General features: G+C 49.6%; 20 protein-coding genes. 9 read left to right on the forward strand and 11 right to left on the reverse strand.

Annotated elements, in window-relative coordinates:
- Positions 1–219 precede the first annotated feature (219 nt).
- From EPD17_RS16975 to EPD17_RS17010, 8 genes are all read right to left on the reverse strand, one after another.
- Positions 220–900, reverse strand: a complete 681-nt coding sequence (locus EPD17_RS16975; RefSeq protein ID WP_132055741.1) for a hypothetical protein — start codon at positions 898–900, stop codon at positions 220–222.
- Between the two features lie 199 nt (positions 901–1,099).
- Positions 1,100–2,716: a sensor histidine kinase gene (locus tag EPD17_RS16980; RefSeq protein WP_132055742.1), complete on the reverse strand. Its 1,617-nt coding sequence runs from the start codon at positions 2,714–2,716 to the stop codon at positions 1,100–1,102.
- A 175-nt stretch (positions 2,717–2,891) separates the two neighbouring features.
- A complete protein-coding gene (rfbD, locus tag EPD17_RS16985; RefSeq protein ID WP_132055743.1) occupies positions 2,892–3,755 on the reverse strand; it encodes a dTDP-4-dehydrorhamnose reductase in 864 nt (287 codons plus the stop codon).
- Positions 3,756–3,760: 5 nt separating this feature from the next.
- The gene (gene rfbC, locus EPD17_RS16990; RefSeq protein WP_132055744.1) at positions 3,761–4,315 is read right to left on the reverse strand and encodes a dTDP-4-dehydrorhamnose 3,5-epimerase; all 555 of its coding nucleotides are present in this window, start codon (positions 4,313–4,315) and stop codon (positions 3,761–3,763) included.
- A gap of 8 nt (positions 4,316–4,323) precedes the next feature.
- Positions 4,324–5,613 carry a nucleotide sugar dehydrogenase gene (locus tag EPD17_RS16995; RefSeq protein ID WP_132055745.1) on the reverse strand — a complete coding sequence of 430 codons (1,290 nt, stop codon included), beginning with the start codon at positions 5,611–5,613 and terminating at the stop codon, positions 4,324–4,326.
- Positions 5,614–5,645: 32 nt separating this feature from the next.
- Positions 5,646–6,626: a UDP-glucuronic acid decarboxylase family protein gene (locus EPD17_RS17000; RefSeq protein ID WP_132055746.1), complete on the reverse strand. Its 981-nt coding sequence runs from the start codon at positions 6,624–6,626 to the stop codon at positions 5,646–5,648.
- On the reverse strand, positions 6,626–7,951 hold the full coding sequence (locus EPD17_RS17005) for a UDP-glucose dehydrogenase family protein (protein WP_132055747.1): 1,326 nt from the start codon (positions 7,949–7,951) through the stop codon (positions 6,626–6,628). The genes EPD17_RS17000 and EPD17_RS17005 overlap by 1 nt, the downstream gene beginning before the upstream one ends.
- A gap of 6 nt (positions 7,952–7,957) precedes the next feature.
- A complete protein-coding gene (locus EPD17_RS17010) occupies positions 7,958–9,088 on the reverse strand; it encodes a DegT/DnrJ/EryC1/StrS family aminotransferase (protein WP_132055748.1) in 1,131 nt (376 codons plus the stop codon).
- A 96-nt stretch (positions 9,089–9,184) separates the two neighbouring features.
- Between EPD17_RS17010 and EPD17_RS17015 the strand changes: the two genes are divergently transcribed.
- On the forward strand, positions 9,185–10,426 hold the full coding sequence (locus tag EPD17_RS17015) for a 3-deoxy-D-manno-octulosonic acid transferase (RefSeq protein ID WP_240040654.1): 1,242 nt from the start codon (positions 9,185–9,187) through the stop codon (positions 10,424–10,426).
- Here EPD17_RS17015 and EPD17_RS17020 read toward each other — a convergent pair.
- Positions 10,399–11,340, reverse strand: a complete 942-nt coding sequence (locus tag EPD17_RS17020; protein ID WP_132055750.1) for a hypothetical protein — start codon at positions 11,338–11,340, stop codon at positions 10,399–10,401. The two genes, EPD17_RS17015 and EPD17_RS17020, sit on opposite strands and share 28 nt — an antisense overlap.
- 213 nt (positions 11,341–11,553) lie before the next feature.
- Between EPD17_RS17020 and EPD17_RS17025 the strand changes: the two genes are divergently transcribed.
- The 7 genes from EPD17_RS17025 to EPD17_RS17055 all read left to right on the forward strand — a co-directional run bounded on the left by EPD17_RS17025 (position 11,554) and on the right by EPD17_RS17055 (position 16,127).
- Positions 11,554–12,129: a thymidine kinase gene (locus EPD17_RS17025; protein WP_132055751.1), complete on the forward strand. Its 576-nt coding sequence runs from the start codon at positions 11,554–11,556 to the stop codon at positions 12,127–12,129.
- A gap of 125 nt (positions 12,130–12,254) precedes the next feature.
- Positions 12,255–12,497: a hypothetical protein gene (locus EPD17_RS17030; RefSeq protein ID WP_132055752.1), complete on the forward strand. Its 243-nt coding sequence runs from the start codon at positions 12,255–12,257 to the stop codon at positions 12,495–12,497.
- Positions 12,484–12,858 (forward strand): PIN domain-containing protein, encoded by a 375-nt coding sequence (locus tag EPD17_RS17035; RefSeq protein WP_132055753.1) that lies wholly within the window; start codon positions 12,484–12,486, stop codon positions 12,856–12,858. Before EPD17_RS17030 ends, EPD17_RS17035 begins: the two co-directional genes overlap by 14 nt.
- Positions 12,855–13,511 carry a heme exporter protein CcmB gene (locus tag EPD17_RS17040; RefSeq protein ID WP_114234961.1) on the forward strand — a complete coding sequence of 219 codons (657 nt, stop codon included), beginning with the start codon at positions 12,855–12,857 and terminating at the stop codon, positions 13,509–13,511. Before EPD17_RS17035 ends, EPD17_RS17040 begins: the two co-directional genes overlap by 4 nt.
- 252 nt (positions 13,512–13,763) lie before the next feature.
- Positions 13,764–14,477, forward strand: coding sequence for a cytochrome c biogenesis protein CcsA (gene ccsA, locus EPD17_RS17045; RefSeq protein WP_132055754.1), 714 nt, complete (start codon positions 13,764–13,766; stop codon positions 14,475–14,477).
- Positions 14,467–14,691 carry a CcmD family protein gene (locus tag EPD17_RS17050; RefSeq protein ID WP_114234959.1) on the forward strand — a complete coding sequence of 75 codons (225 nt, stop codon included), beginning with the start codon at positions 14,467–14,469 and terminating at the stop codon, positions 14,689–14,691. The genes ccsA and EPD17_RS17050 overlap by 11 nt, the downstream gene beginning before the upstream one ends.
- Positions 14,692–14,708: 17 nt before the next feature.
- Positions 14,709–16,127, forward strand: coding sequence for a Glu/Leu/Phe/Val family dehydrogenase (locus EPD17_RS17055; RefSeq protein WP_114234958.1), 1,419 nt, complete (start codon positions 14,709–14,711; stop codon positions 16,125–16,127).
- A 51-nt stretch (positions 16,128–16,178) separates the two neighbouring features.
- On the opposite strand, the gene EPD17_RS17060 is transcribed toward EPD17_RS17055, so the two are convergent.
- Entirely contained in the window at positions 16,179–16,538 is a 360-nt protein-coding gene (locus EPD17_RS17060; protein WP_132055755.1) for a hypothetical protein, read from the reverse strand.
- A 248-nt stretch (positions 16,539–16,786) separates the two neighbouring features.
- On the opposite strand from EPD17_RS17060, the gene EPD17_RS17065 reads away from it, so the two are divergent.
- On the forward strand, positions 16,787–19,468 hold the full coding sequence (locus tag EPD17_RS17065) for an MGH1-like glycoside hydrolase domain-containing protein (RefSeq protein WP_240040655.1): 2,682 nt from the start codon (positions 16,787–16,789) through the stop codon (positions 19,466–19,468).
- A 236-nt stretch (positions 19,469–19,704) separates the two neighbouring features.
- Here the strand turns inward: EPD17_RS17065 and EPD17_RS17070 are convergent, their stop codons facing one another.
- A complete protein-coding gene (locus EPD17_RS17070; RefSeq protein WP_132055756.1) occupies positions 19,705–21,468 on the reverse strand; it encodes a glycoside hydrolase family 9 protein in 1,764 nt (587 codons plus the stop codon).
- Positions 21,469–21,680: the final 212 nt, after the last annotated feature.

Here is a 21,680-nt window from a genome sequence, read left to right on the forward strand (position 1 = left end):
GCCATTATTTTTAGAAATAATTTTTTTACTGCTATTGCTGCAGGGTGGTAATGCCGGAAAAAGGATGGCTGAGTGGGGTGTTAGATAGAAAAATGATTGTGCTTTGCTGGAATTTTATGTCTAGGCAGTTGAAAGAGAAAACCTATTTCGCATTTATGATAAAAACTGAACTTTTGCAAATGGATGGCGGTCATCTACCGGGAAAAACCTCTGTCAGGCTCAGTTCTTCGCCCCTGCTAAGGCGAGCAACTTTTCCTTCAGCTTTATCCTTAACTCCGCGTTGTTGTCGAAATAGTAATCGTCTAAATTGTCAAACAGCCCGGCCGCTTGGTCAAGCCGGTTTGCTTTAGCATTGAGAAATGCCAAAACATACGCTGGATGTGGATTATGAAATTTGTAATGTTTCCCATCGGCTACTTGCCGCTCCGCTATGCTTACCAACTCTGATATTGACGATGCTGTATTAAACCAGTTTACAATGCTTGATTCATATCGTTTAAAAAGTGTGGCAATGGATTTCCTTGCGTTGTGAGCACCAAAATGAGTAGTTATACCGCCAGCAAGTTCTTTACCCAAGAATGAACTCCTGTATTCATCTGTCCATTCAAAAAGATGATGCACATATCTTTTCGCTGATTTATGATAAACGATTTTTCCATTTGAAACTATTGGCAAAAAGTCAAGGTTTACGCCCCATGTAAATGTTGCTTGTCCTCCCTTTAAAAGCGAATAAGAAAATCCTCGCCTGATATGATCCACAGTGGAATCATACCATAGATAGTTTGCTTGCCTGGTCAAGCCAAGCTGTCCAAGTTTTGGAGAAAGTACCTCGCCAAGAATCTGTTGCAAGGTTGCAGCATCAATAAGCGAGTTGTCCATCTTGCGGAAAATATTGAACATGTTTTAATCTAAATGGCGCTCAAAAGCAGAATCGCTTAGTCGCTTTTAAAGATGCAGTTTTATTCAAAGGAAATGTTGGAGAAAGTTGCTTGGCAAAAAGCTTGTTTATCTATTAAAATGAAATACTTAAAATCCAACTGATTTTTTCAAGAACAAAAAATCCTGCAACGTTTTTCAACGATAAAACTCCTACTCTTTTCTACAACGCTTGCACACCTTGTTGCAACACTGGCATCACCAGGAAAAACTCGGCTCCTTTCCCCGGCTGGCTTAACGCAGTAATTGCGCCGTGGTGGTTTTCGGCAATGCGTTTGCAAATGGCCAGCCCGATACCGGTGCCGCCATACTGCGCACCATGCAGCCGCTGGAATATTTCAAAAGCTTTACCCGTATAAGCCGGGTCGAAACCAATGCCATCATCTTCTACTTTCAGCAAAAAAAGCGGCTGGCGTGCCTGTTCGTTGTTGCCATCCAGCAGTGATTGGGTAAATGCAGGAAACAAGCGTTCACGATTCAATTGTTGTGCGGTAAGCAACCTGCCTTCAATAACAATGCGCGGCGGCATACCGGGCTTTGCAAACTTGATGGCGTTGGTCAACAGGTTTTGTAGCAACTGGCCAATTTGGCTCGGAATCGCTTCCACTTGCGGCAGCTCGTTCCAGGAAATGCGGGCATCGGTCTGGCCAATCAAAACCTCCATATCAGTCAGTACCTGGTGTAACAACTCCATCATGTTTACCCGTACAAAACCCTTTGCTTGTTCGCGAATGCTGGAGAATTGCAGAATGTCCTCAATAAGCGTTTGCATGCGTGCAGTGGATTGTACAATCTTGCCCACATAGCCCTGTTCCCGTTCGTCGAGGTGGTCTTTGCCTTGCTGCTGCAGCAGGGATGCAAAGGTCAATATTTTGCGCAGCGGCTCTTTTAAATCGTGGCTGGCAACATAAGCAAAACGCTGCAGCTCCTGGTTGGTGGCTTCCAGTGCATAAGTTTTTTCCACCAGTTCCTGCTGTGCCTTTTGCTGCTCGGTTACATCCTGTGCAGTGCCCAGCAAACCGGTTAAATTCCCGTCAGCATCCACCAACACTTCGCCTTTCGAAAATAGAATTTTCTCAGTACCATCTTCCAGCAAAATGCGGTGATACATACCGGCATATTGCTTTTTTGCCAAAGCCTCTTCCACCGATTTATTTACCCGCTGCCGGTCGGCGGGGTGAATGTGCTGGAGGTATTGTTTGTAATTAATGGGCGTGCCGTTAGGCAACCCAAAAATCTGGTACAGCTTTGCCGACCAGATCACCTGGTCACGGGCCATGTCCCAATGCCAGTGACCGAGGTTGGCAATATCCTGCGCTACAAGCAACTGCTGGTTGGCAATGCGCAGTTCCTGTTCCGCCTTTTCCCGTTCGGCCACTTCGTGCTCCAATTCTTCATTGGTTTTAAGCGTCATGGCCTGGGGCATTATCTTGATCATGTAAAAAACGGTGGCCCAGCTAACAGCGCCGGTAATGAACCGGACCAACGCATTTAGCCGGTAGGCCGGGAACCAAAAAGTAATGGCATCGAGTAAATGCGTGGAGCCACAGGCAAGGATAAACGCAGCAAAAAGAAAATAAGCCCTGATGAACCGGGCTTTTGCTTTGCGGGTAATGAATTTGAGGATAATAAGGGGTATGGCAAAATATGCCGACCAGATGAGCAGATCGCTGATGATGTACAACCAGCCGTGAAATTCCGTCCATTTGCCGCAATGCCACCGCGGCGGCCAGTCGGAAGTATCCAGCAGCTTGCTAAAAAAGTCAAGAACATCGTTCATAAGCAATTCAGGACTATTGGGGCAGAAGCAATTGTTCAGACGGAAAGCTACTACACCGATCACATTAGAAAATCAAACCAATAAAAAAATCACCGCTAAACCCGTTGGGCGGCCGTAGCCTGTTGCCGGGTTTAGCGGTGATTTGTGCCGCACCTTATAAAACGATGCAATAAAATTATGAATTCGCTGCCGCCAGTTTTTGCACACAACGCTGCAGGCTTTGGCGCCAGGGCTGCAGTGGCAGCCCAAATGTTTGCTGGATCTTGGTTTTATCCATTACCGAGTAAGCTGGCCTTTTTGCTGGTGTGGGATACTGCTCAGTAGTAAGCGGTTGCACGTTGCAGTTAGATCCAATCATTTCGCGGATGGCTTCGGCAAATTCAAACCAGGTAATTACACCATCGTTGCTGAAATGATAAATGCCCGGCACCCAGTTGCCACCATCAATGATGTGCATGATGGCTGCGGCCAGGTCGGCGGCATAGGTAGGCGAACCATACTGGTCGGCCACTACACCCACTTCGGCACGGCTGCCCATCAGCCGCATCATTGTTTTTACAAAATTGCCTCCAAACTGGGAGTACACCCAGGATGTGCGGATGATGATGCTGCCGGCATTTGCTTCCAGCACCGCAGCCTCGCCGCTTTGCTTGGTTTTGCCGTAAGCATTTACCGGGTCAACAGGATCGTCTTCTCGGTAAGGGCTGGAGCCATTGCCATCAAACACATAGTCTGTGGAAACATGCACAAACCGTGCACCGGCATGGTGGCACGCTGCAGCTAAAATGCCGGCACCTTCGCTGTTGATTGCCATCGCAGTTTCCAAATCCGTTTCTGCACGATCAACCGCCGTGTACGCTGCGCAATTGATCACATACTGTGCGCTGTTTTTAGCAATCGCATCTGCCACGGCCGCTGCATCGGTAATATCCAGGGTGTTGCGGTCGGTAAAGATAAATTGGTGCGCCGCTGCAGTTTTTGCAAGCTCCTGCAATTCGCTGCCCAATTGGCCGTCGGCACCTGTAACCAGAATATTCATGGTAATTAAAAAGTAAAGTTGTGATGTGCTTCAGACAAAACGGGCAATAGCAGGTCTTTATCGGAAACGATTGCATTTGCAGTTGGAACCCGCCAATCAATTCCAAGCGCCGGGTCGTCGAAACGAATGCCGCCTTCGCTTTCTTTATTATAATACTGATCGCATTTGTACGACACAACTGCTGTTTCGCTCAGTACAGAAAAGCCATGTGCAAAGCCGGCAGGCAGGTACAATTGCTTGCAATTTTCATCGGACAATTCAATGCTGAAATGTTGCCCAAACGTTGGCGAACCTTCGCGGATATCAACGGCTACATCAAGTATCGTTCCTTGCAGCACACGCACCAGTTTGGCCTGTGCAAAAGGATTGCGCTGGTAATGCAATCCACGGATCACGCCATAAGTTGATCGGGATTGATTGTCCTGCACGAAGTCGGCAGTGATGCCGTTATCAACAAAAGGTTTGCGGTTATACGACTCAAAAAAATATCCCCGGCTGTCCTGAAACAATTTTGGTGTAACAATGACCAGCCCGGGGATAGCACAAGTTTCAAATAACATAAAATTTCTTAGAAGCTCCAGTATTGCCTGTTGGTGATGCTACCGCGGTAGGTACCTTTCAAATCGGCAATCAGGGCATTGGGTTTGGTAATGGACGCAAAATAAGCATCATCGAGCAAAGCATAAGGCTCGTGGCAAACCGTTACAATCACTGCATCGTAATCTTTGGCTGTTTCTTTTGCCAAACCAAAACCGTATTCATGCTGCAGTTCATCACTATCGGCATGCGGGTCAACCACATCTACATTCAGGAAAAAGTCCTGCAGTTCACGCACCACATCGGCCACCTTCGAGTTGCGGATGTCGGAAACGTTTTCTTTAAACGTTGCACCCATCACCAGCACCTTGGCGCTTTTTACGTCATCCACATTTTTGATCACATGCTGCACCACCTTGCGGGCAAGGTATAGCGGCATGTTGTCGTTGATGTAGCGGCCGGCAAGAATGACACGGGAGTTGTAGCCCAGCTCACTTGCTTTATAAGTTAGGTAGTATGGATCCACACCAATGCAATGGCCGCCTACCAGGCCGGGGAAAAACTTCAGGAAGTTCCATTTGGTGCCTGCAGCTTCCAGTACTTCAAAGGTGTTGATGCCCATGCGATCAAAGATGATCGAAAGCTCATTCATCAAGGCAATGTTCAGGTCGCGCTGGGTATTTTCGATGATCTTTGCAGCCTCGGCTACTTTGATGCTCGAAGCACGGTGCACGCCGGCAGTAACCACCAGTTCATACACTTTAGCAATGGTGTCCAAAGATTCGGCATCACATCCCGACACTACTTTTACAATGGTGGCCAGCGTGTGTTGTTTATCGCCTGGATTGATGCGCTCAGGTGAATAACCCAACTTGAAACCTTCGCCCATAGTAAGGCCCGAAAGCCTTTCAATGATCGGCAAACAATCTTCTTCGGTGCAGCCGGGATATACGGTGGATTCAAACACTACATAGTCGCCCTGCTTCACCACCTTGCCGATGGTTTCACTGGCCCTTTTAACCGGAGTAAGATCCGGTACATTATGATGGTCTACGGGTGTGGGTACAGCTACAATAAAAAATGTAGCCTCACGCAGCACGTCCAGCGAGTTGGTGAAGGTAATATCACAGCCTTCAAAAGCTTCCCGCTCCAGTTCGTTCGAGGGATCGATGCCCTGCTTCATCAGCTCAATGCGCTGGGCATTGATATCAAAACCAATTACCGAAATCTTTTTGGCAAACTCCAGTGCTATGGGCAGGCCTACATAGCCTAAACCAATCACTGCAAGCTTTTGCTTTTTCTCCACCAACTGCTGGTACATGTGCTTGAATCCTATTGTTTAATTTTTAAAACTTATTTCTGACTGACAAATTCCTTTGGTTGCTTGCTCCACTCTTCTGACGGCAGCGATTTGAAATATTCATACGTTTTTTTCAAACCTTCTGCACGGCCAACCTTGGGTTCCCACCCAAGAATTTCCCTTGCTTTAGTGATGTCCGGCTTACGTTGTTTCGGGTCATCGGCAGGCAGCGGCTTGTACGCAATTTTTACTGTGTTGCCGGTCAATTGCAATACTTCTTCTGCAAATTCCTTCAACGAAATTTCGCTGGGGTTACCAATGTTTACCGGCATTGCATAATCGCTTAATAGTAACCGGTAGATGCCTTCCACCAGATCATCAACATAGCAGAATGCACGGGTTTGCGATCCGTCACCAAAAACGGTTAAGTCTTCGCCACGAAGTGCTTGTCCGACAAACGCCGGCAGTGCACGGCCGTCATTGAGGCGCATACGCGGCCCGTAGGTATTGAAGATGCGGATAATGCGGGTTTCTACACCATGAAAATTGTGGTATGCCATGGTGATGGACTCCAGGTAGCGCTTGGCTTCGTCGTACACACCACGCGGACCTACCGGGTTTACATTGCCCCAGTATTCCTCAGTCTGCGGATGCACCAGCGGATCGCCATACACCTCCGAAGTAGAAGCCACTAAAATGCGGGCACCTTTTGCTTTTGCCAAACCCAAACAATTATGCGTTCCCATGGCACCCACTTTCAGGGTTTGGATGGGGATTTTTAGGTAATCGATGGGGCTTGCAGGCGAAGCAAAATGCAGGATGTAATCGAGCTTGCCGGGAACATGAATAAACTTGGTAACGTCGTGGTGGTAAAATTCAAACTCCTTCAGCGGAAACAAGTGCTCAATGTTGCGCAGGTCGCCGGTAATGAGGTTATCCATGGCCACCACCTGGTAGCCTTCTTTTATAAACCGGTCGCACAGGTGCGAACCCAGGAAACCTGCGCCGCCGGTAATCAATATTCTTTTTGCCATTACACTATTTTAGGGAGTTGGATTAAAGGGCGGCCAATGCTTTCGTAATGGAAACCTTTTTCGAACATGGCCGGCACTTCAAAAAGGTTGCGGCCGTCGAAGATCACCGGCTCTTTTAATGTAGCCAACACCTTGTCGAAATCCGGTGTACGGAACTCGTTCCACTCCGTTGCAATGATCAGCGCATCAGCGCTTTCCAACGCATCGTATTGTGTTTCGGCAAAATTGATTTTATCTCCTAAAATGGCTTTCACATTAGGCATGGCTTCCGGATCGAATGCAGAAACGGTGGCACCAGCTTCCAGCAAACTGTTGATGATCTCCAGTGCCGGTGCTTCGCGAATGTCGTCGGTATTGGGTTTGAACGCAAGACCCCACACAGCAAAATGTTTACCCTGCAGGTTTCCTTCAAAATAGTTGTTGATGCGGGAAACCAGGTGTTTTTTCTGCGTTTCATTTACATCCATAACCGCATTCAAAATCTTGAATTCGTAAGACACCTCATTGGAAGAATGAACCAGCGCCTGTACGTCTTTTGGGAAACAGCTACCGCCATAACCGATGCCGGGAAACAGGAAGCGTTTACCAATACGGTCGTCCGAGCCAATACCGCGGCGCACCATATCCACATCGGCACCTAGGCGTTCGCAGAGTTGCGCAATTTCGTTCATGAACGAAATCTTGGTAGCCAGGAATGAGTTGGCTGCGTATTTGGTCAGTTCGGCCGAACGTTCATCCATAAAGATGATGGGGTTGCCCTGGCGAACATAAGGACCATACAATTCGGTGAGCAGTTTTTTGGCTCGTTCCGAAGTAGTGCCAATCACCACGCGATCGGGTTTCATAAAGTCGTCAACGGCCACACCTTCACGCAAAAATTCGGGGTTGGAAACCACGTCGAACTCGCCTGCGTAGTTTTTAGCAATAGCTGCATGCACTTTTTCCGCAGTACCTACCGGCACGGTGCTTTTGTCGATGATTACTTTGTAATCAGTCAGGATTTTCCCCAGATGCTCAGCTACGCCCAAAACATATTTCAGGTCGGCAGAGCCATCTTCACCCGGAGGTGTGGGTAGTGCCAAAAATATAATGGCGGCATCTTTGATGCCTTCTTCCAGATCGGTGGTAAAAAAAAGGCGCTCTTCCTTTAGGTTGCGCTCAAATAGTTTTTCCAGTCCCGGCTCGTAAATGGTGACCTGACCATTTTTCAGCTTATTAACTTTACGTTCGTCGATGTCTACGCAGGTAACTACGTTACCGGTCTCAGCTAAGCAGGTGCCTGTTACAAGACCTACATAGCCTGTGCCTACAACAGTAATTTTCATGTTGGTTTATTTGGTTACGAAAGATAAAATGCGGGACGTAATGTGGTGCAGTTGTTCCGGTTCCATTTCGGTATGGATGGGCAGCGATATTACCCTTTCGGTTAGCCAGTCAGTTACGGGTAGCTGTGTAGCTGCAGCATTGAAGCTGGCAAACATTTTTTGGCGGTGAGCTGGTACAGGGTAATATATCATCGACGGCACGTTTTCCGACGCAAGATAAGCATGGAGCGCATCCCGGTCAATACCGTCTAAAACTAAAGTATATTGGTGAAACACATGCCGCGAAGCCGGGCTCCGGAACGGCGTAGTGATGCCGGGAACATCTTTAAATGCTGCATCGTAGTGGTCGGCAACGGCACGGCGTGCATCGATGTATGCATCGAGGTGTTTGAGTTTTATTTCCAAAACAGCCGCCTGAATGGTATCGAGCCGGCTGTTGCAGCCTACCAGGTCGTGGTAGTACCGAACACTTTGGCCATGGTTGGCCACCATGCGCAAAGTATTGGCCAGCGCTTCATCCTGCGTAGAAATAGCACCGCCATCGCCATAGCAGCCAAGGTTTTTTGATGGGAAAAAAGAAGTAGTACCAATGGTACCGATGGCGCCGGTTTTCTTCGTGGTGCCGTTGCTAAAATATACATCGCAGCCAATGGCCTGCGCGTTGTCTTCAATTACAAACAGGTTGTGGCGCTGCGCAATTTCCATGATGCGCTCCATATCCGCCGCCTGCCCGTATAGGTGCACCGGCACAATGGCTTTGGTGCGGGGCGTAATGGCTTTTTCAATCGCCTCGGGATCAATGCAAAAAGTCTTTGGATCTACATCTACAAACACCGGCGTCAGGCGCAGCAGCGCAATTACTTCGGTAGTTGCTATATAAGTAAATGAAGGGGTAATCACTTCGTCGCCGGGCTGCAGGCCCAGGGCCATCATCGCTATCTGCAGGGCATCGGTGCCGTTGGCGCAGGGAACCACATGCGCTGAACCCTGGTATGTTCCCAAAGCGGATGCAAAGCGGCCAACATGCGGGCCATTGATAAATGCGCTGCTTTCCAAAACCCCTAAAACTGCAGCATCCACTTCTTCTTTGATATGGTGGTACTGGGTTTTCAAATCCACCATCTGTATTGCCCGCATCCTGATATATTAAATTTAAAAGTGGCGCAAAAATAGGGAAATATGGTTTGGTAAGGCCCCGCGCTTACATTTGCCGCTTACAAACTTTATAGCTGATTGGTAGTTCTGTACAACCTTTTTATACTGATTTTACGCCTGGGCATGCGCCTTGCAGCTTTAGGCAACCCAAAGGCAAGAGCCGGCCTGCGCGGCCGCAAGGATATTTTTCCCGCACTGGCTGGATTCAATCCGGAAGGCAAACCGGTGGTGTGGGTGCACAGTGCTTCCACCGGCGAATTTGAGCAGGCAAAGCCAGTGATCGAAGCCATCCGGCAGGCCTATCCCGGCCACTTGGTGCTGGGCACTTTTTTTTCGCCTTCGGGCTATGACGCCGCTAAAAATTATCCGGGTCTCGATGTGCGTTGCTACCTGCCCTTTGATACTGCGGCCAATGCAAAAAAACTTGTGGCGGCAGTTCGTCCTTCGCTGGTTATTTTTTCGAAATATGATTTTTGGTACCACCACCTTAGAGCCGTCAGCAAAGCCGGCGTGCCGCTGTTGCTGATCTCCGCTATTTTCCGGCCGGGACAATCTTTTTTTCAATGGTTTGGCGGTTTCCAGCGCATTATGCTGCGCCGGTTCCGGCACTTGTTTGTCCAAGACCAGACTTCCATCGACCTGCTGCACAGCCGCGGCATTAAGCAATGCAGCATCAGCGGCGACACTCGTTTCGACCGGGTTCTGGCCATCCGGCAAAATGGTACACCAATTCCATTGGTAGCGCAGTTTGTGAGCAATAGCCCCGTGCTGGTGGCGGGCAGTAGCTGGCCCAGCGATGAGCATTTGTTGCAGCAAATGCATTTTGATTTGAAAATCATCATTGCACCACACGAAATCAATGACGGCCATATTGCGGCGCTGCAACAAACATTTCCCAAAAACGTGCTCCATTCCGAAGCGGCAGCTAATCCTTATTTACTAAAAGACGCACAGGTACTTATTATTAATAACATTGGCATGCTGTCGCGGCTGTACCAATACGCCACGATAACTTATGTGGGCGGTGGATTTATACCCAGCGGCATCCACAACACGCTGGAAGCGGCCGTTTGGGGCAAGCCGGTCATTTTTGGGCCAACCCACGAAAAATTTAGAGAGGCACAAGGATTGATCGATGCCGGTGCCGGGTATAGCATCGCCAACGCAGCGGACCTCCAAGAAACCATGGAACGGCTGCTGCACAACAAAGCCGCCCTGGAGGCGGCTTCGGTTGCTGCGGAGCAATATGTTCAGGAAAATGGCGGCGCCACGGAGCGCATCATGCGCTATATTCAGGAAAACCGCCTTCTTACCAACTGATAAAAATGTTTTACGGTGGGGCTCTGGTCCAGCCAGCCCAGTTTTACTTTTAATTCGCGGTTGATCCAATATTCGGCTTCGGGGAAAATGTGGAACGAGTTGATGGTTTTGATGCTGCGTTCATACATCGCTTCATCGCCGCGGAACAGTTCGTTTACAAACAAAAACTTATCATTTACCCCAACGGCCTTGCGCAAGTCCTTGATAGGCGTGTCTTTCAACACATGGGCCAGTTCGGTGCGCTCCTGCTTCAGTCGATCGTTGAGCGATTCCTGTGGTCCGCTGATCAGTTCATGAATTTCTTTGGGTGCCTGCTTGGGCTCCTGCTGCTGCAGTGTGGGCGCCTCGTCGGCCAAGTCAAAATGAGCGCCAAACAGGTTGGCCTGTGGTGCCGGCTGGGGCTCGGGTTGCGGTTCGGGCTGCGCAAATTTCTGCGCTTCGACTGCTCCGCCCATGCCAGGTTTTTGTAAAAAATAAGGCTCCCTTTTGGGTGCGGCTACTTCGGGCTCCGGTGCCGGCGCAGGCACTGCCGGAGGCGGCGGTGCAATAGCTTCTGCGGGCGGCGCTGGAGGTATTGCTGCTTCCACAATCGGCGCTGGCGTTGGTGCTGGTTCCGGCTCCTGGATTACAACAGGAGCAGTGGGTGCTGGTGCTGCAACCGGGGCAGGCGGCGGTGCAACCGGCGGCACTACCACTGTTGGCCTAGGCGTTTCCTCGTAAGGGCTGCGCACCGCCACACGCGGCTTCGAAGGCATTACCACCGCCACTTTTTCATTCTTTGGCGCAGGCGTCTTTTGCGCGGCAAGCAGCAGTGCATCGTACAGTTGCTGCACGGTGGGTAGTAGTTGCATGGGCGCTTCCTGGCGCAGTCGCTGCTGATACAATTTGTCGATCAATTCCTGAACACGTTCCATTTTCCAGTACTTTTGGCGGCTGTTGTTTTGTAAAAATTATTTCGAAATGCCGGTGAACGCAACTGTGCGGCTACAGCTTTTATCAAGCTAAAAGTGCCAACGTTCTACACAGCAAAGATGCGGCTACTTGCTGGTTTTGCATTGCTGCAAAAGTGAAATTAAAATTATAAACACAGGCATTTTTCCATTACCAAAACCCGTACATTTTTTCTCATGTTCATCGAACCCAACCTGTCGGGCGAACGCAGGGGCTGGATTGAAGTTATTTGCGGCTCGATGTTTTCGGGAAAGACCGAAGAACTCATCCGCAGGCTGAAACGGGCACGCATTGCCAACTTGAAAGTGGAGATTTTTAAACCAGCCACTGATACCCGGTACGATGTGGTTAAAATTGTGTCGCACGACACCAATGCCATCCACTCCACTCCCATTGACAACTCGCAAAAACTGCTGCTGCTGGCGCAGGATGTAGACGTGGTGGGCATTGACGAAGCACAATTCTTTGACGGGGAAATTGCTAATGTTTGCGATGAACTGGCGTTTCGCGGTGTGCGGGTAATTGTAGCCGGGCTCGATATGGATTTCCAGGGCAACCCGTTTGGACAAATGCCCAACCTGTTGGCCAAGGCCGATTTTATTACCAAGCTGCACGCCATTTGTGTGCAGTGCGGCAATATTGCCAATTACTCTTACCGCAAAATCCCGAATGAAGACCAGGTGATGCTGGGCGAAAAAGACGTATATGAACCGAGGTGCCGCCGGTGTTACGTGCTGGATGGTAAGCTGTAACCGCGGATAATTGAATGGGTGGGATAAGCAGAATTGGTTTTTTATCGCTCATTTACTTCACCAGCTTCAGCTACTCATTTAAACATTGAAAGGCGACAGCGGCAGTTATTGACTAATTTTATTGCATGAAAGCAGTACGGAAAATTATTGAAAACGCACCGAACACCATCTCCATTGATGTGCCGGATGAAATGCGGAACCAAAAGTTGGAAGTAATTCTTTTGTCGGCCGATGAAAGCCAAGCGCAGCAAATTGATCCTGTTGACGGGCCTGCTAAGAAGTATGACTTTTCGGATATCATTGGCAAATTCAAGTGGGAAGGTGATGCGGTAGCGGAACAAAGAAAACTTCGCGATGAATGGGATTAAACTGTTCCTGGACACGAATGCAATCATTGCATTGCTGAATGGAAACTCATTGCTTAGTGATATTACGGCAAAAGCATCCTGGCTTGAAACATCATCTGTTTGCGTGATCGAGTTTCTTTCGTTTTCCAGCCTCACACCTATAAACGAACATTATTTCCATATTTTTTTACAACGCATTGCTGTAACAGGGCTGAGCAGCGACCCGAACGAGTTGGCGAACATTGCCCTGTTTAGAAAACAACATCGTTTAAAACTTCCCGACGCCATCATTGCAGCACAAGCCGCAGCTTCAGGTGCCACGCTTGTTTCGAACGATAAACATTTCAACAATATTCCCGGCTTAAACCTGCTTCAATTTTGAATTCACTCAAACAAATCTGGGCGTTGTTTCAAAAAGACCTGCTGCTGGAAATGCGGCAGTCGTATACATTTTATGGCATCCTGCTGTATGTGGGCGCCACCATTTTTGTGCTGTACATGGCCATTACCGAACCGGAGCACCGCGTATGGAACGGCCTGTTTTGGGTCATTCAATTATTTATTTGCATCAATGCCGTTGCCAAAAGTTTTTTGCAGGAAAGCCGCGGCCGCATGCTGTATTTCCAGTCGCTGGTAAGTGCGCAAAACTTTGTGCTGGCCAAGCTCCTGTTCAACACATTGCTGATGCTGTTGATGAGTGCCCTGAGCCTGTTCCTGTTCGTGCTGTTTTTTGGCAACCCGGTACTGCGCACCTTACCCTTTATCGGCATTGTGCTGCTGGGCGGCTGGAGCCTTAGCCTCGTTTTTTCTTTCCTGGCGGCCATTGCGGCCAAAGCGCAGCAAAACGCCGCCATCATGGCCATCCTTGGTTTCCCGCTCATCATCCCGCAACTCCTGATGCTGATGCAGGTATCCAATTCTTTTTTTACCAACGTACAGATACCGGTGGCCAACACGGTGCTGCTGCTGGCCCTCATCGATGTGTTTGTGATTGTGTTGTCGGCCATCCTCTTTCCATTTCTTTGGAAAGACTAACGGTGCACCATCCCGGCTTGGATTTTACCGAAACAACTACAACACCCTGCATCTAAAATTACCCGCACCCAATTGGATAGTATCTAATTCGGCCTCTTTATTTTAAACAGCAACCAACAAAAACGACAATTGGCGGAGGCTTATTTTTCTTAGCCTGCATTGCGCCGCCACACCCCTGCGCAAACAATAAATCCTAAACTTCTTCCCGTATTTTTGCGCCACCTTTGCGGCAGCTGTCGCAAAATTTTGTATATGAAAAAATGGTGGTGGAAAATATTGTGCATTGCCTTGCTGGTGTATGCCATACTGGCCGGACTGCTGTGGAATAATGTGCCGCGGCTGCCCCAGCTGCAGGAAACGATTCGCAACCTTTACTTCCACGTATGTATGTGGTTTGCCATGATGGTGCTGTTTACCTGCTCGGTGGTGCATGCGGTAAAATACCTGCGCAACAACAACCTGCGCTCCGATATTCTTTCGCGGCAATATGCTGTGATGGGCATTGTGTTTGGCGTGTTGGGTTATGCCACCGGTGCCATTTGGGCCACGTTTACCTGGGCCGATCCCAACCTGCCGGCATCGGAGTCTTTTTCCGCCATTGCCCGCGATCCAAAGCTGATTGGTGCGGCCATTGCCCTGCTTATTTATGGTGCTTACCTAGTGCTGCGCGATTCGATCCAGGACATGGATAAAAAAGCCCGCATTGCAGCAGTATATAATGTATTTGCATTTGCGTTCCTGTTTCCTTCCATCTGGATCATTCCGCGGCTGCTGCCCTCGCTGCACCCCGGTGCCCCCGATGGCGAAGGTGGCAACCCGGCCCTCAACTTTAAGGACCTGGCGCCGCAAATGCGTTTTGTGTTTTACCCCGCCATTGTAGGCTGGAGCCTGCTGGGCGTTTGGATCGCTACATTAAAAGTTCGGATGAACTTCATTAAAGAAAAAAACCTGCTTCATGAAGCATAAATGCTACGCTTTATTGTTCGCCGTTTTCTGCATGCTGCAAGCCATTGCGCAGCGCCCTTCTGCCACCGTAGAAATGGCCGACACACTTAGAAGCAATGGCAAAATATACGTGGTGGTGGCCGTGATCCTCACCATTTTTACCGGCATCATTTTGTACCTGGTGCGGCTCGACCGCAAATTGTCGCGGATAGAAAAAGATTCCATTAACCCATAGATCGAAAACGATTGCACATGGCACATACAGATTACAGTTTTTACGAAAGCGTCAACCAAAGTTTTGACAAGGCTGCAAAATTTACCAAATGGGATCCGGGTATCCTGGAGCAGATCAAAGCTTGTAACGCAGTGTACCGGATGAAGTTTCCGGTAAAAATGGACGACGGGCATATTGAAGTAATTGAGGCTTACCGGGTGCAGCACTCGCAGCACAAATCGCCCTGTAAAGGCGGTATCCGCTTTGCGGCCGAGGTAAACCAGGACGAAGTAATGGCATTGGCCGCGCTGATGACTTACAAATGCGCTATTGTAAACGTTCCGTTTGGTGGCGGTAAAGGTGGTATTAAAATCAACCCCAAAAAATATTCGGTATACGAGCTGGAAAAAGTTACCCGCCGCTACACTTCGGAGCTGGTGAAGAAAAACTTTATCGGACCCGGCACCGACGTACCTGCGCCTGACTACGGCACCGGCGAACGTGAAATGGCCTGGATTGTGGACACCTACCAAACGCTGCGCCCCGGCGAGCTGGATGCTGCAGGTTGCGTTACCGGCAAGCCAGTAACACAGGGCGGCGTTCGTGGCCGCCGCGAAGCCACCGGCCTTGGCGTGTTTTACGGTCTGCGTGAGGTGTGCAACATGCCTGACGTAATGCAGAAGCTCGGACTGTCTACCGGCGTGGAAGGCAAGCGGGTGATCATTCAGGGCCTGGGCAATGTGGGCTACCACACGGCAAAATATTTTTACGAGGCAGGTGCTAAAATTGTTGCCCTTGCCGAGTACGAAGGCGCCATCTGGAACGATGCAGGACTGGATTACGAAGCTGTATTTCAGCACCGCAAAACCACCGGTTCGATCCTGAACTTTCCCGGTGCGCAGAATTTTGCCAAAAACACCGATGCGCTGGAGTACGATTGCGACATCCTGGTGCCCGCAGCGCTGGAAAACGTAATCAATGGCGAAAATGCCGGCCGCGTGAAAGCAAAGATCATTGGCGAAGCTGCCAACGGACCACTGACGCCTGAGGCTGATGAAATTTTAACGCAAAAAGGCACGCTGGTGGTACCCGATATGTACCTCAACGCCGGCGGCGTAACCGTATCGTATTTTGAATGGCTGAAAAACCTGAGCCACGTACGCTATGGCCGCATGGAAAAGCGTTTTACCGAAAACCTGAACACCCACATCCTGGCACAAATTGAAGAATTGTCGGGTAAAAAAGTGGTGGAAAAAGAACGGGAGTTTATCATGCACGGCCCTGATGAAGTGGACCTGGTGTACAGCGGCCTGGAAGAAACCATGATCACCGCTACCCGCGAAATTATGGACACCTGGAAAGCCAACCCGCAACTGCCCGACATGCGTACGGCAGCGTTTGTGGTGGCCATCAACAAGGTTGCTACTTCTTACGCCGAGCTGGGTATTTTCCCATAAATTTTGGCGCTATATTTTTTTGCAAAATGCCCTGCCTTGTGCGGGGCATTTTTAATTAAACTTCAGTTCGCGGATGCGGGCTTTTACTACTTGCGTGTTGGGCGTGGTTACGTAAATAATTTTTCCGCTGGGGCAGGTGCAGGCCAAACAGGACGCTTCCAAAGCTGTTTTCTTTATGTTGACCGACGATACCGGCACACCGGCAGAATCGAGGTAGCGCCGAACATTTTGCGCCGTAACATTGTCGTCTGTGCTGGCGGGCCAGGGATCGGCGCACTGCGTTTGTGCATAAGCGTAAGTAACCAGGTCAGCACTTAGCTGCTTATTTTCCAGCAAAACCGAGCGGTTTTTATTACAGGCAAATGCGGCGAAGATTACAAAAAAGGTGAGCAGTGCTTTGGTGGTTTGCATGGTTATTTTTTGTTACCTGACCGGTGCCGGTTAAAAACCGTTGCAGCGGTATTAAAAAAAAATGTGCTGCATGGAGCAAATTGAAACGGCACGGGTGATACAACTATGGAGCGTTGTCGCGCTTTTTGTTAAACCAAAGGCGCATCTAAGCGGTTTTCTTATTTTTACACCCTTGCGCTTGCCGTACGAAACCAACTGAATCCGGTACCCCGATAAGTGAACAAACGCTTATCCTAAATACAACATTGATGACGGCAGAACACCAGCGCCTTGCGGCAAATGCAACGAAACTTGTTCCACTGGAACAATGGGGCCCATATTTAAGCGAACGCCAATGGGGCACGGTTCGCGAAGACTATGGCCCTTACGGCGACGCCTGGAATTATTTTCCTTTTGATCATGCACATTGCCGCGCCTACAAATGGGGCGAGGACGGCCTGGCCGGCATATCCGATGTGCAGCAAAATATTTGCTTTGCGGTGGCCCTTTGGAACGGCAAAGATCCCATTTTAAAAGAACGCCTGTTTGGATTGAAAAACGGCGAAGGCAACCACGGCGAGGATGTAAAAGAATTATACTATTACCTCGACAACCTGCCTACGCATTATTACATGGAGTACTTGTATAAGTACCCGCAACAGGCATTTCCGTACGACTTATTGCGCAGCGAAAACCGCAAGCGTACCCGCCAGGATGTTGAGTACGAAATACTGGATACCGGCGTGTTTAACAACAACCAGTATTTTGATGTGTTGGTAACTTATGCAAAGCGTAACAGCACCGATATTTTTATAAAAATTGATGTCACCAACCGCTACACCAAATCGGCTGATATAACGGTATTGCCTACCCTATGGTTTTATAATCGTTACTCCAACCAGCGGCTGGAAACACAACCCCTGATTTCGGCGGTAGACCGCACCTCGGTAGTGGCGGAGCACGGCCGCCTGGGCACGTATCATTTTTATTTTCAGCCGCCCACCGATGCACTGTTTACCAACAACGTAACCAACAAGGAAATTGTGCAGGGCCTGCCCAACGATGACATTTTTGTAAAAGACGCTTTTCACCAGGCCATCATCAACGGTGCCAATGTAACCGAGCTGCGCCGCAAAGGCTCGGGCACCAAGTTTTCGCCGGTGTATAAATTGAAAGTGGGCGGTGGCGAAACAAAAACCATTTACTGCCGTCTTTCCAGCGAAGAACATAGCCAGCCTTTTGCGCCGGGTTTCGAATACCTGTTTACCATGCGCAAAGGGGAAGCCGACGAATATTATGCGGCCATCATGCCCAAAGGCATGAGCCGCGATATGGCCGACATACAACGCCAGGCCATTGCCGGATTGCTGTGGAGCAAGCAATATTATCATTACGATGTGGAGCGCTGGCTGAGCACATCCGATGGCATTTCGGCAGTGAACCCAGGCAAGCAAAACGGCCGCAACCACGAGTGGAGCCACCTGAAAAACCAGGACGTGATTCTGATGCCGGACAAATGGGAATATCCCTGGTATGCCGCGTGGGACCTGGCGTTCCAGTGCATCAGCATGGCCGCCGCCGACCCTACATTTGCGAAGCACCAGTTGCTACTGCTGATGCGGGAATGGTATATGAAACCCGATGGGCAACTGCCGGCATACGAATGGAATTTTGGCGATGTAAACCCGCCGGTGCATGCATGGGCTGCGATGCAGGTGTATGAAATTGAGAAAAAACAAAAAGGCGGTACCGGCGATATCCAGTTTTTGAAAAAAGCATTTCAAAAACTGCTGATCAATTTCACGTGGTGGACTAACCGAAAAGATAAAAACGGCAACAACATATTTGAAGGCGGCTTTTTAGGCCTTGATAATATTGGCGTGTTCAACCGTAGTTATCATTTCATCAATGAAGTGCAACTGGAGCAGGCCGACGGCACCAGTTGGATGGGCACTTATGCGCTGGACATGATGGATATGGCACTGGAAATTGCCGTGCACGATCCATCATTTGAAGATACCGCCACCAAGTTTTTTGAGCACTTTGTGCTCATTGCCGAAGCGCTGAATGAACACCACCTGTGGAACGAAGAAGATAAATTTTACTACGATGTGCTGGTGCGTACCGGCAACGATCCGCTGCCCCTGCGCATTAAATCGATTGTTGGTTTAACGCCGCTTTTTGCTGTATCTAAACTCGACCACCGCAAGCTGGAAAAGCTGCGCGATTTTAATAAACGCTACAAGTGGTTTGAAAAATACCGCAAGCGCAACGGCAAGTTTTGGCCCAACGAACAAAAAGACGATGGCACCACGCTCCTTTCATTGGTACCCAAAGACAAGCTGGTACACCTGCTGCAGCGCCTGGTAGATGAAGCCGAGTTTCTTTCGCCGGGCGGCATTCGTGCACTCTCGAAATACCATGAAGAACATCCATATTCAGTAACACTCGATGGCAACTATTACACCATCCGCTACGATCCGGGCGACAGTACTTCGGATATTTTTGGCGGCAACTCCAACTGGCGCGGCCCAGTGTGGATGCCCATCAACTACCTGATCATTCAATCGATCCGCAGTTACGGCGAGTTTTATGGCGATACACTGTTGCTTGAATTTCCAACCCGCTCGGGCCGCAAGCTAAACCTTTGCCAGATTGCCGATGAACTAACGGCGAGGGTAATTTCGCTGTTTCAAAGGGACAGCAAGGGGGCCCGCCGCTACAATGCCGAATACAACTGGTTTTACCAGCAGCCCGGCAACGAACACCTGATGCTTTTTTACGAATATTTCAACGGCGACAGCGGCCGCGGATTGGGTGCTGCGCACCAAACCGGCTGGACCGCACTGGTAGCCGAACTGATCTCCGAACTGGGTAACAAGCCCGAAGGCTGTGCACCGTTTTTGCAAAACGAATCAACGGCAACTGTGCCAACAGGCCAGGTATCTTAATCAAAAAACACCGGGTTATTGCCCGGTGTTTTTTTGTGCACATAAACATGTGTCATTAAATACTGTCGTGATAAGGAACGTAGTAAAGTGCGGGATTCTGTGTTTGTCATAAGCTGTCATGCTGAACTTGTTTCAGCATCCCCTTCCGTTTGAATTCATTTTTAAAAGAAGGAGATGCCGACATGCGTCGGCATGACAGAGTCCGCATGGTTGAAATTCTTATTATTAAAACAGTATTATTTCATTACAGCCTCCAGCCCACTCGACAGGTACACCAATGGCGCATTCCAGTTAATGGCAATTTCATTGGATGCATACGAGCAGTCATCATCAGTAAATGCGGTTTCGGGTTCTGTAAATTTATAGGTGGTGCATTTATCCTGCCGGCCGGGATTGGGGCCGCCCGAAAGCAAGCCAGGCACGGGTTCCACAATACCATCAGCTACCGAAGGGCGGTGGTGCGGGTGCATGGGCGTTTTGCTGCCGTGGCCCGTCACAAACGAATAACCGGTAGCGTTTCGCCCCAGCAAATAATCCAGGTTGGTGAGTGCCGCATCGCGGTATTTTGTATTGCCGGTAAAACGATACGCATGCAACAGCGCAATGCCCTGGTTGGCTGCAACCGCACTGCTGCCCCAGATAAAATCGCGAACCGACTGGCCCATGATGGTGCCAAATGCGCTGCGCTCTATTGCAGGGAACAAGCCGTCGGCATACTGGATGATTTGTTGCTTTGCCATAGCGGAAAGGTCGGTTGCTGCTGCAGGCAATTTAGTTGCTTTCGCCAACGTGTACCACCCTAATGCCGCCACGCTGTTCCAGGAAGGTAAAGTCATAGCGCTGGGCATGCGCTGGCGTACTTCGTTGAGGGACGTTGCATCGCCGGTTGTTGCCAGCAATTCGGTGGCGGCCCAAAACCATTCATCGGCCAGGTTGCGGTCGCCATAAGCGCCGGTTGTCACTTCGGGTTTGTGCAGCTTATTCATGCTGTCCTGGTTGTACAACACGTTCGGATTTTGCACCGACCATGCCCATGCTTTTTTTGCTACCGCTAAACAAGTATCGCGCAGACCCGGCAACTGTTTAGCATAAGGCTGCAACACCCTTGCTGCCTGTGCCGCCACTGCAGCCAGGTTCAAAGCAGCAGCGGTACTTTTTTGCACCACGTATCGCGGTGCTGTAGTAACGCCGGGCATTACCATGGCATCAAAGGCTGCGTTGGTGCATTTGTGGTATACACCACCATCGTTGGGGTCTTGCATCTGCAGCATCCAGCGCAGGTTGTACAGCGCTTCATCGATGATGTCGGGCAGCGCATTACCGCTTTCGGGGATAGCTAATTTTTGCTGCGCAAAATATTGCTGGTAGTCGGCCGCTGCAGAGAGCAAAGTAGCTGTAGTAATGCCGCTGTTGACCACGTATTTATTGTAATCGCCGGCATCATACCAACCACCCGGCATGGATAACCGCGTTCCGGCGGGCCGTGCTGCCGATGCAGCCGATGGATGCACCAGTACTTCTGTATCGGGGTGGCCGGCGCCGCGGTGCCATTTGCCTGCAAACTGCGGCAGCAGCGGCATGGACATGCGTTGAAAATAAAATCCTTTAAGCGATGCGGCAGCTACTTCGGCATGCACCGCCGGAGCAATGCGAAACACATAACTGTGGCCGAGGCCCGGCACCACAAGCACATAGCTGCCCGGCTTATTGAGTGCCGAAAAATCGGCTTTGCGGGTAATGGTAGATGAATAGGCCGATGCTTTTTCCACCTCGAGTTTACCTCGAAAAAATGTGTCGCGCAGGTTGGTGCTGGTGATATAAAATGCAGTTTCGGCCTGCTTGCCTTTTACCATTGCAGCCTTAGGTGCGTTTGGGTAGAAACCAATTTGATTGAGGCAAATGCTGTCGCTGACCATTTGTGCAGATGCGGTAGGTGAATGGAGCAAAAAAATGGCTGCGACCGGCAGCAGCCGGCGCAAAATGACAAGCTCGTTATTCATGCAAAAAGTTTGTACAGCAATTTAAGGCATCAGGTGAAGGAATGAGGTGATTTGGAAACGGTGCAGGACGAAAAATGTATTTCGGACTTCCCCAGAATAAAGTTGTGCCGGTAAAAAAGCGCTTGAGAAGTTTTATAGTGACGGAATCTTCACTGCTTCAAGGTTGCCCTGCCAACGCAGGCCGGCATCTTCTTTGGCTTTAGTAAACACTG

Origin of the sequence: Pseudocnuella soli, assembly GCF_004347775.1 — a bacterium.
Classification (GTDB): Bacteria; Bacteroidota; Bacteroidia; order Chitinophagales; family Chitinophagaceae; genus Flavisolibacter; species Flavisolibacter aquaticus.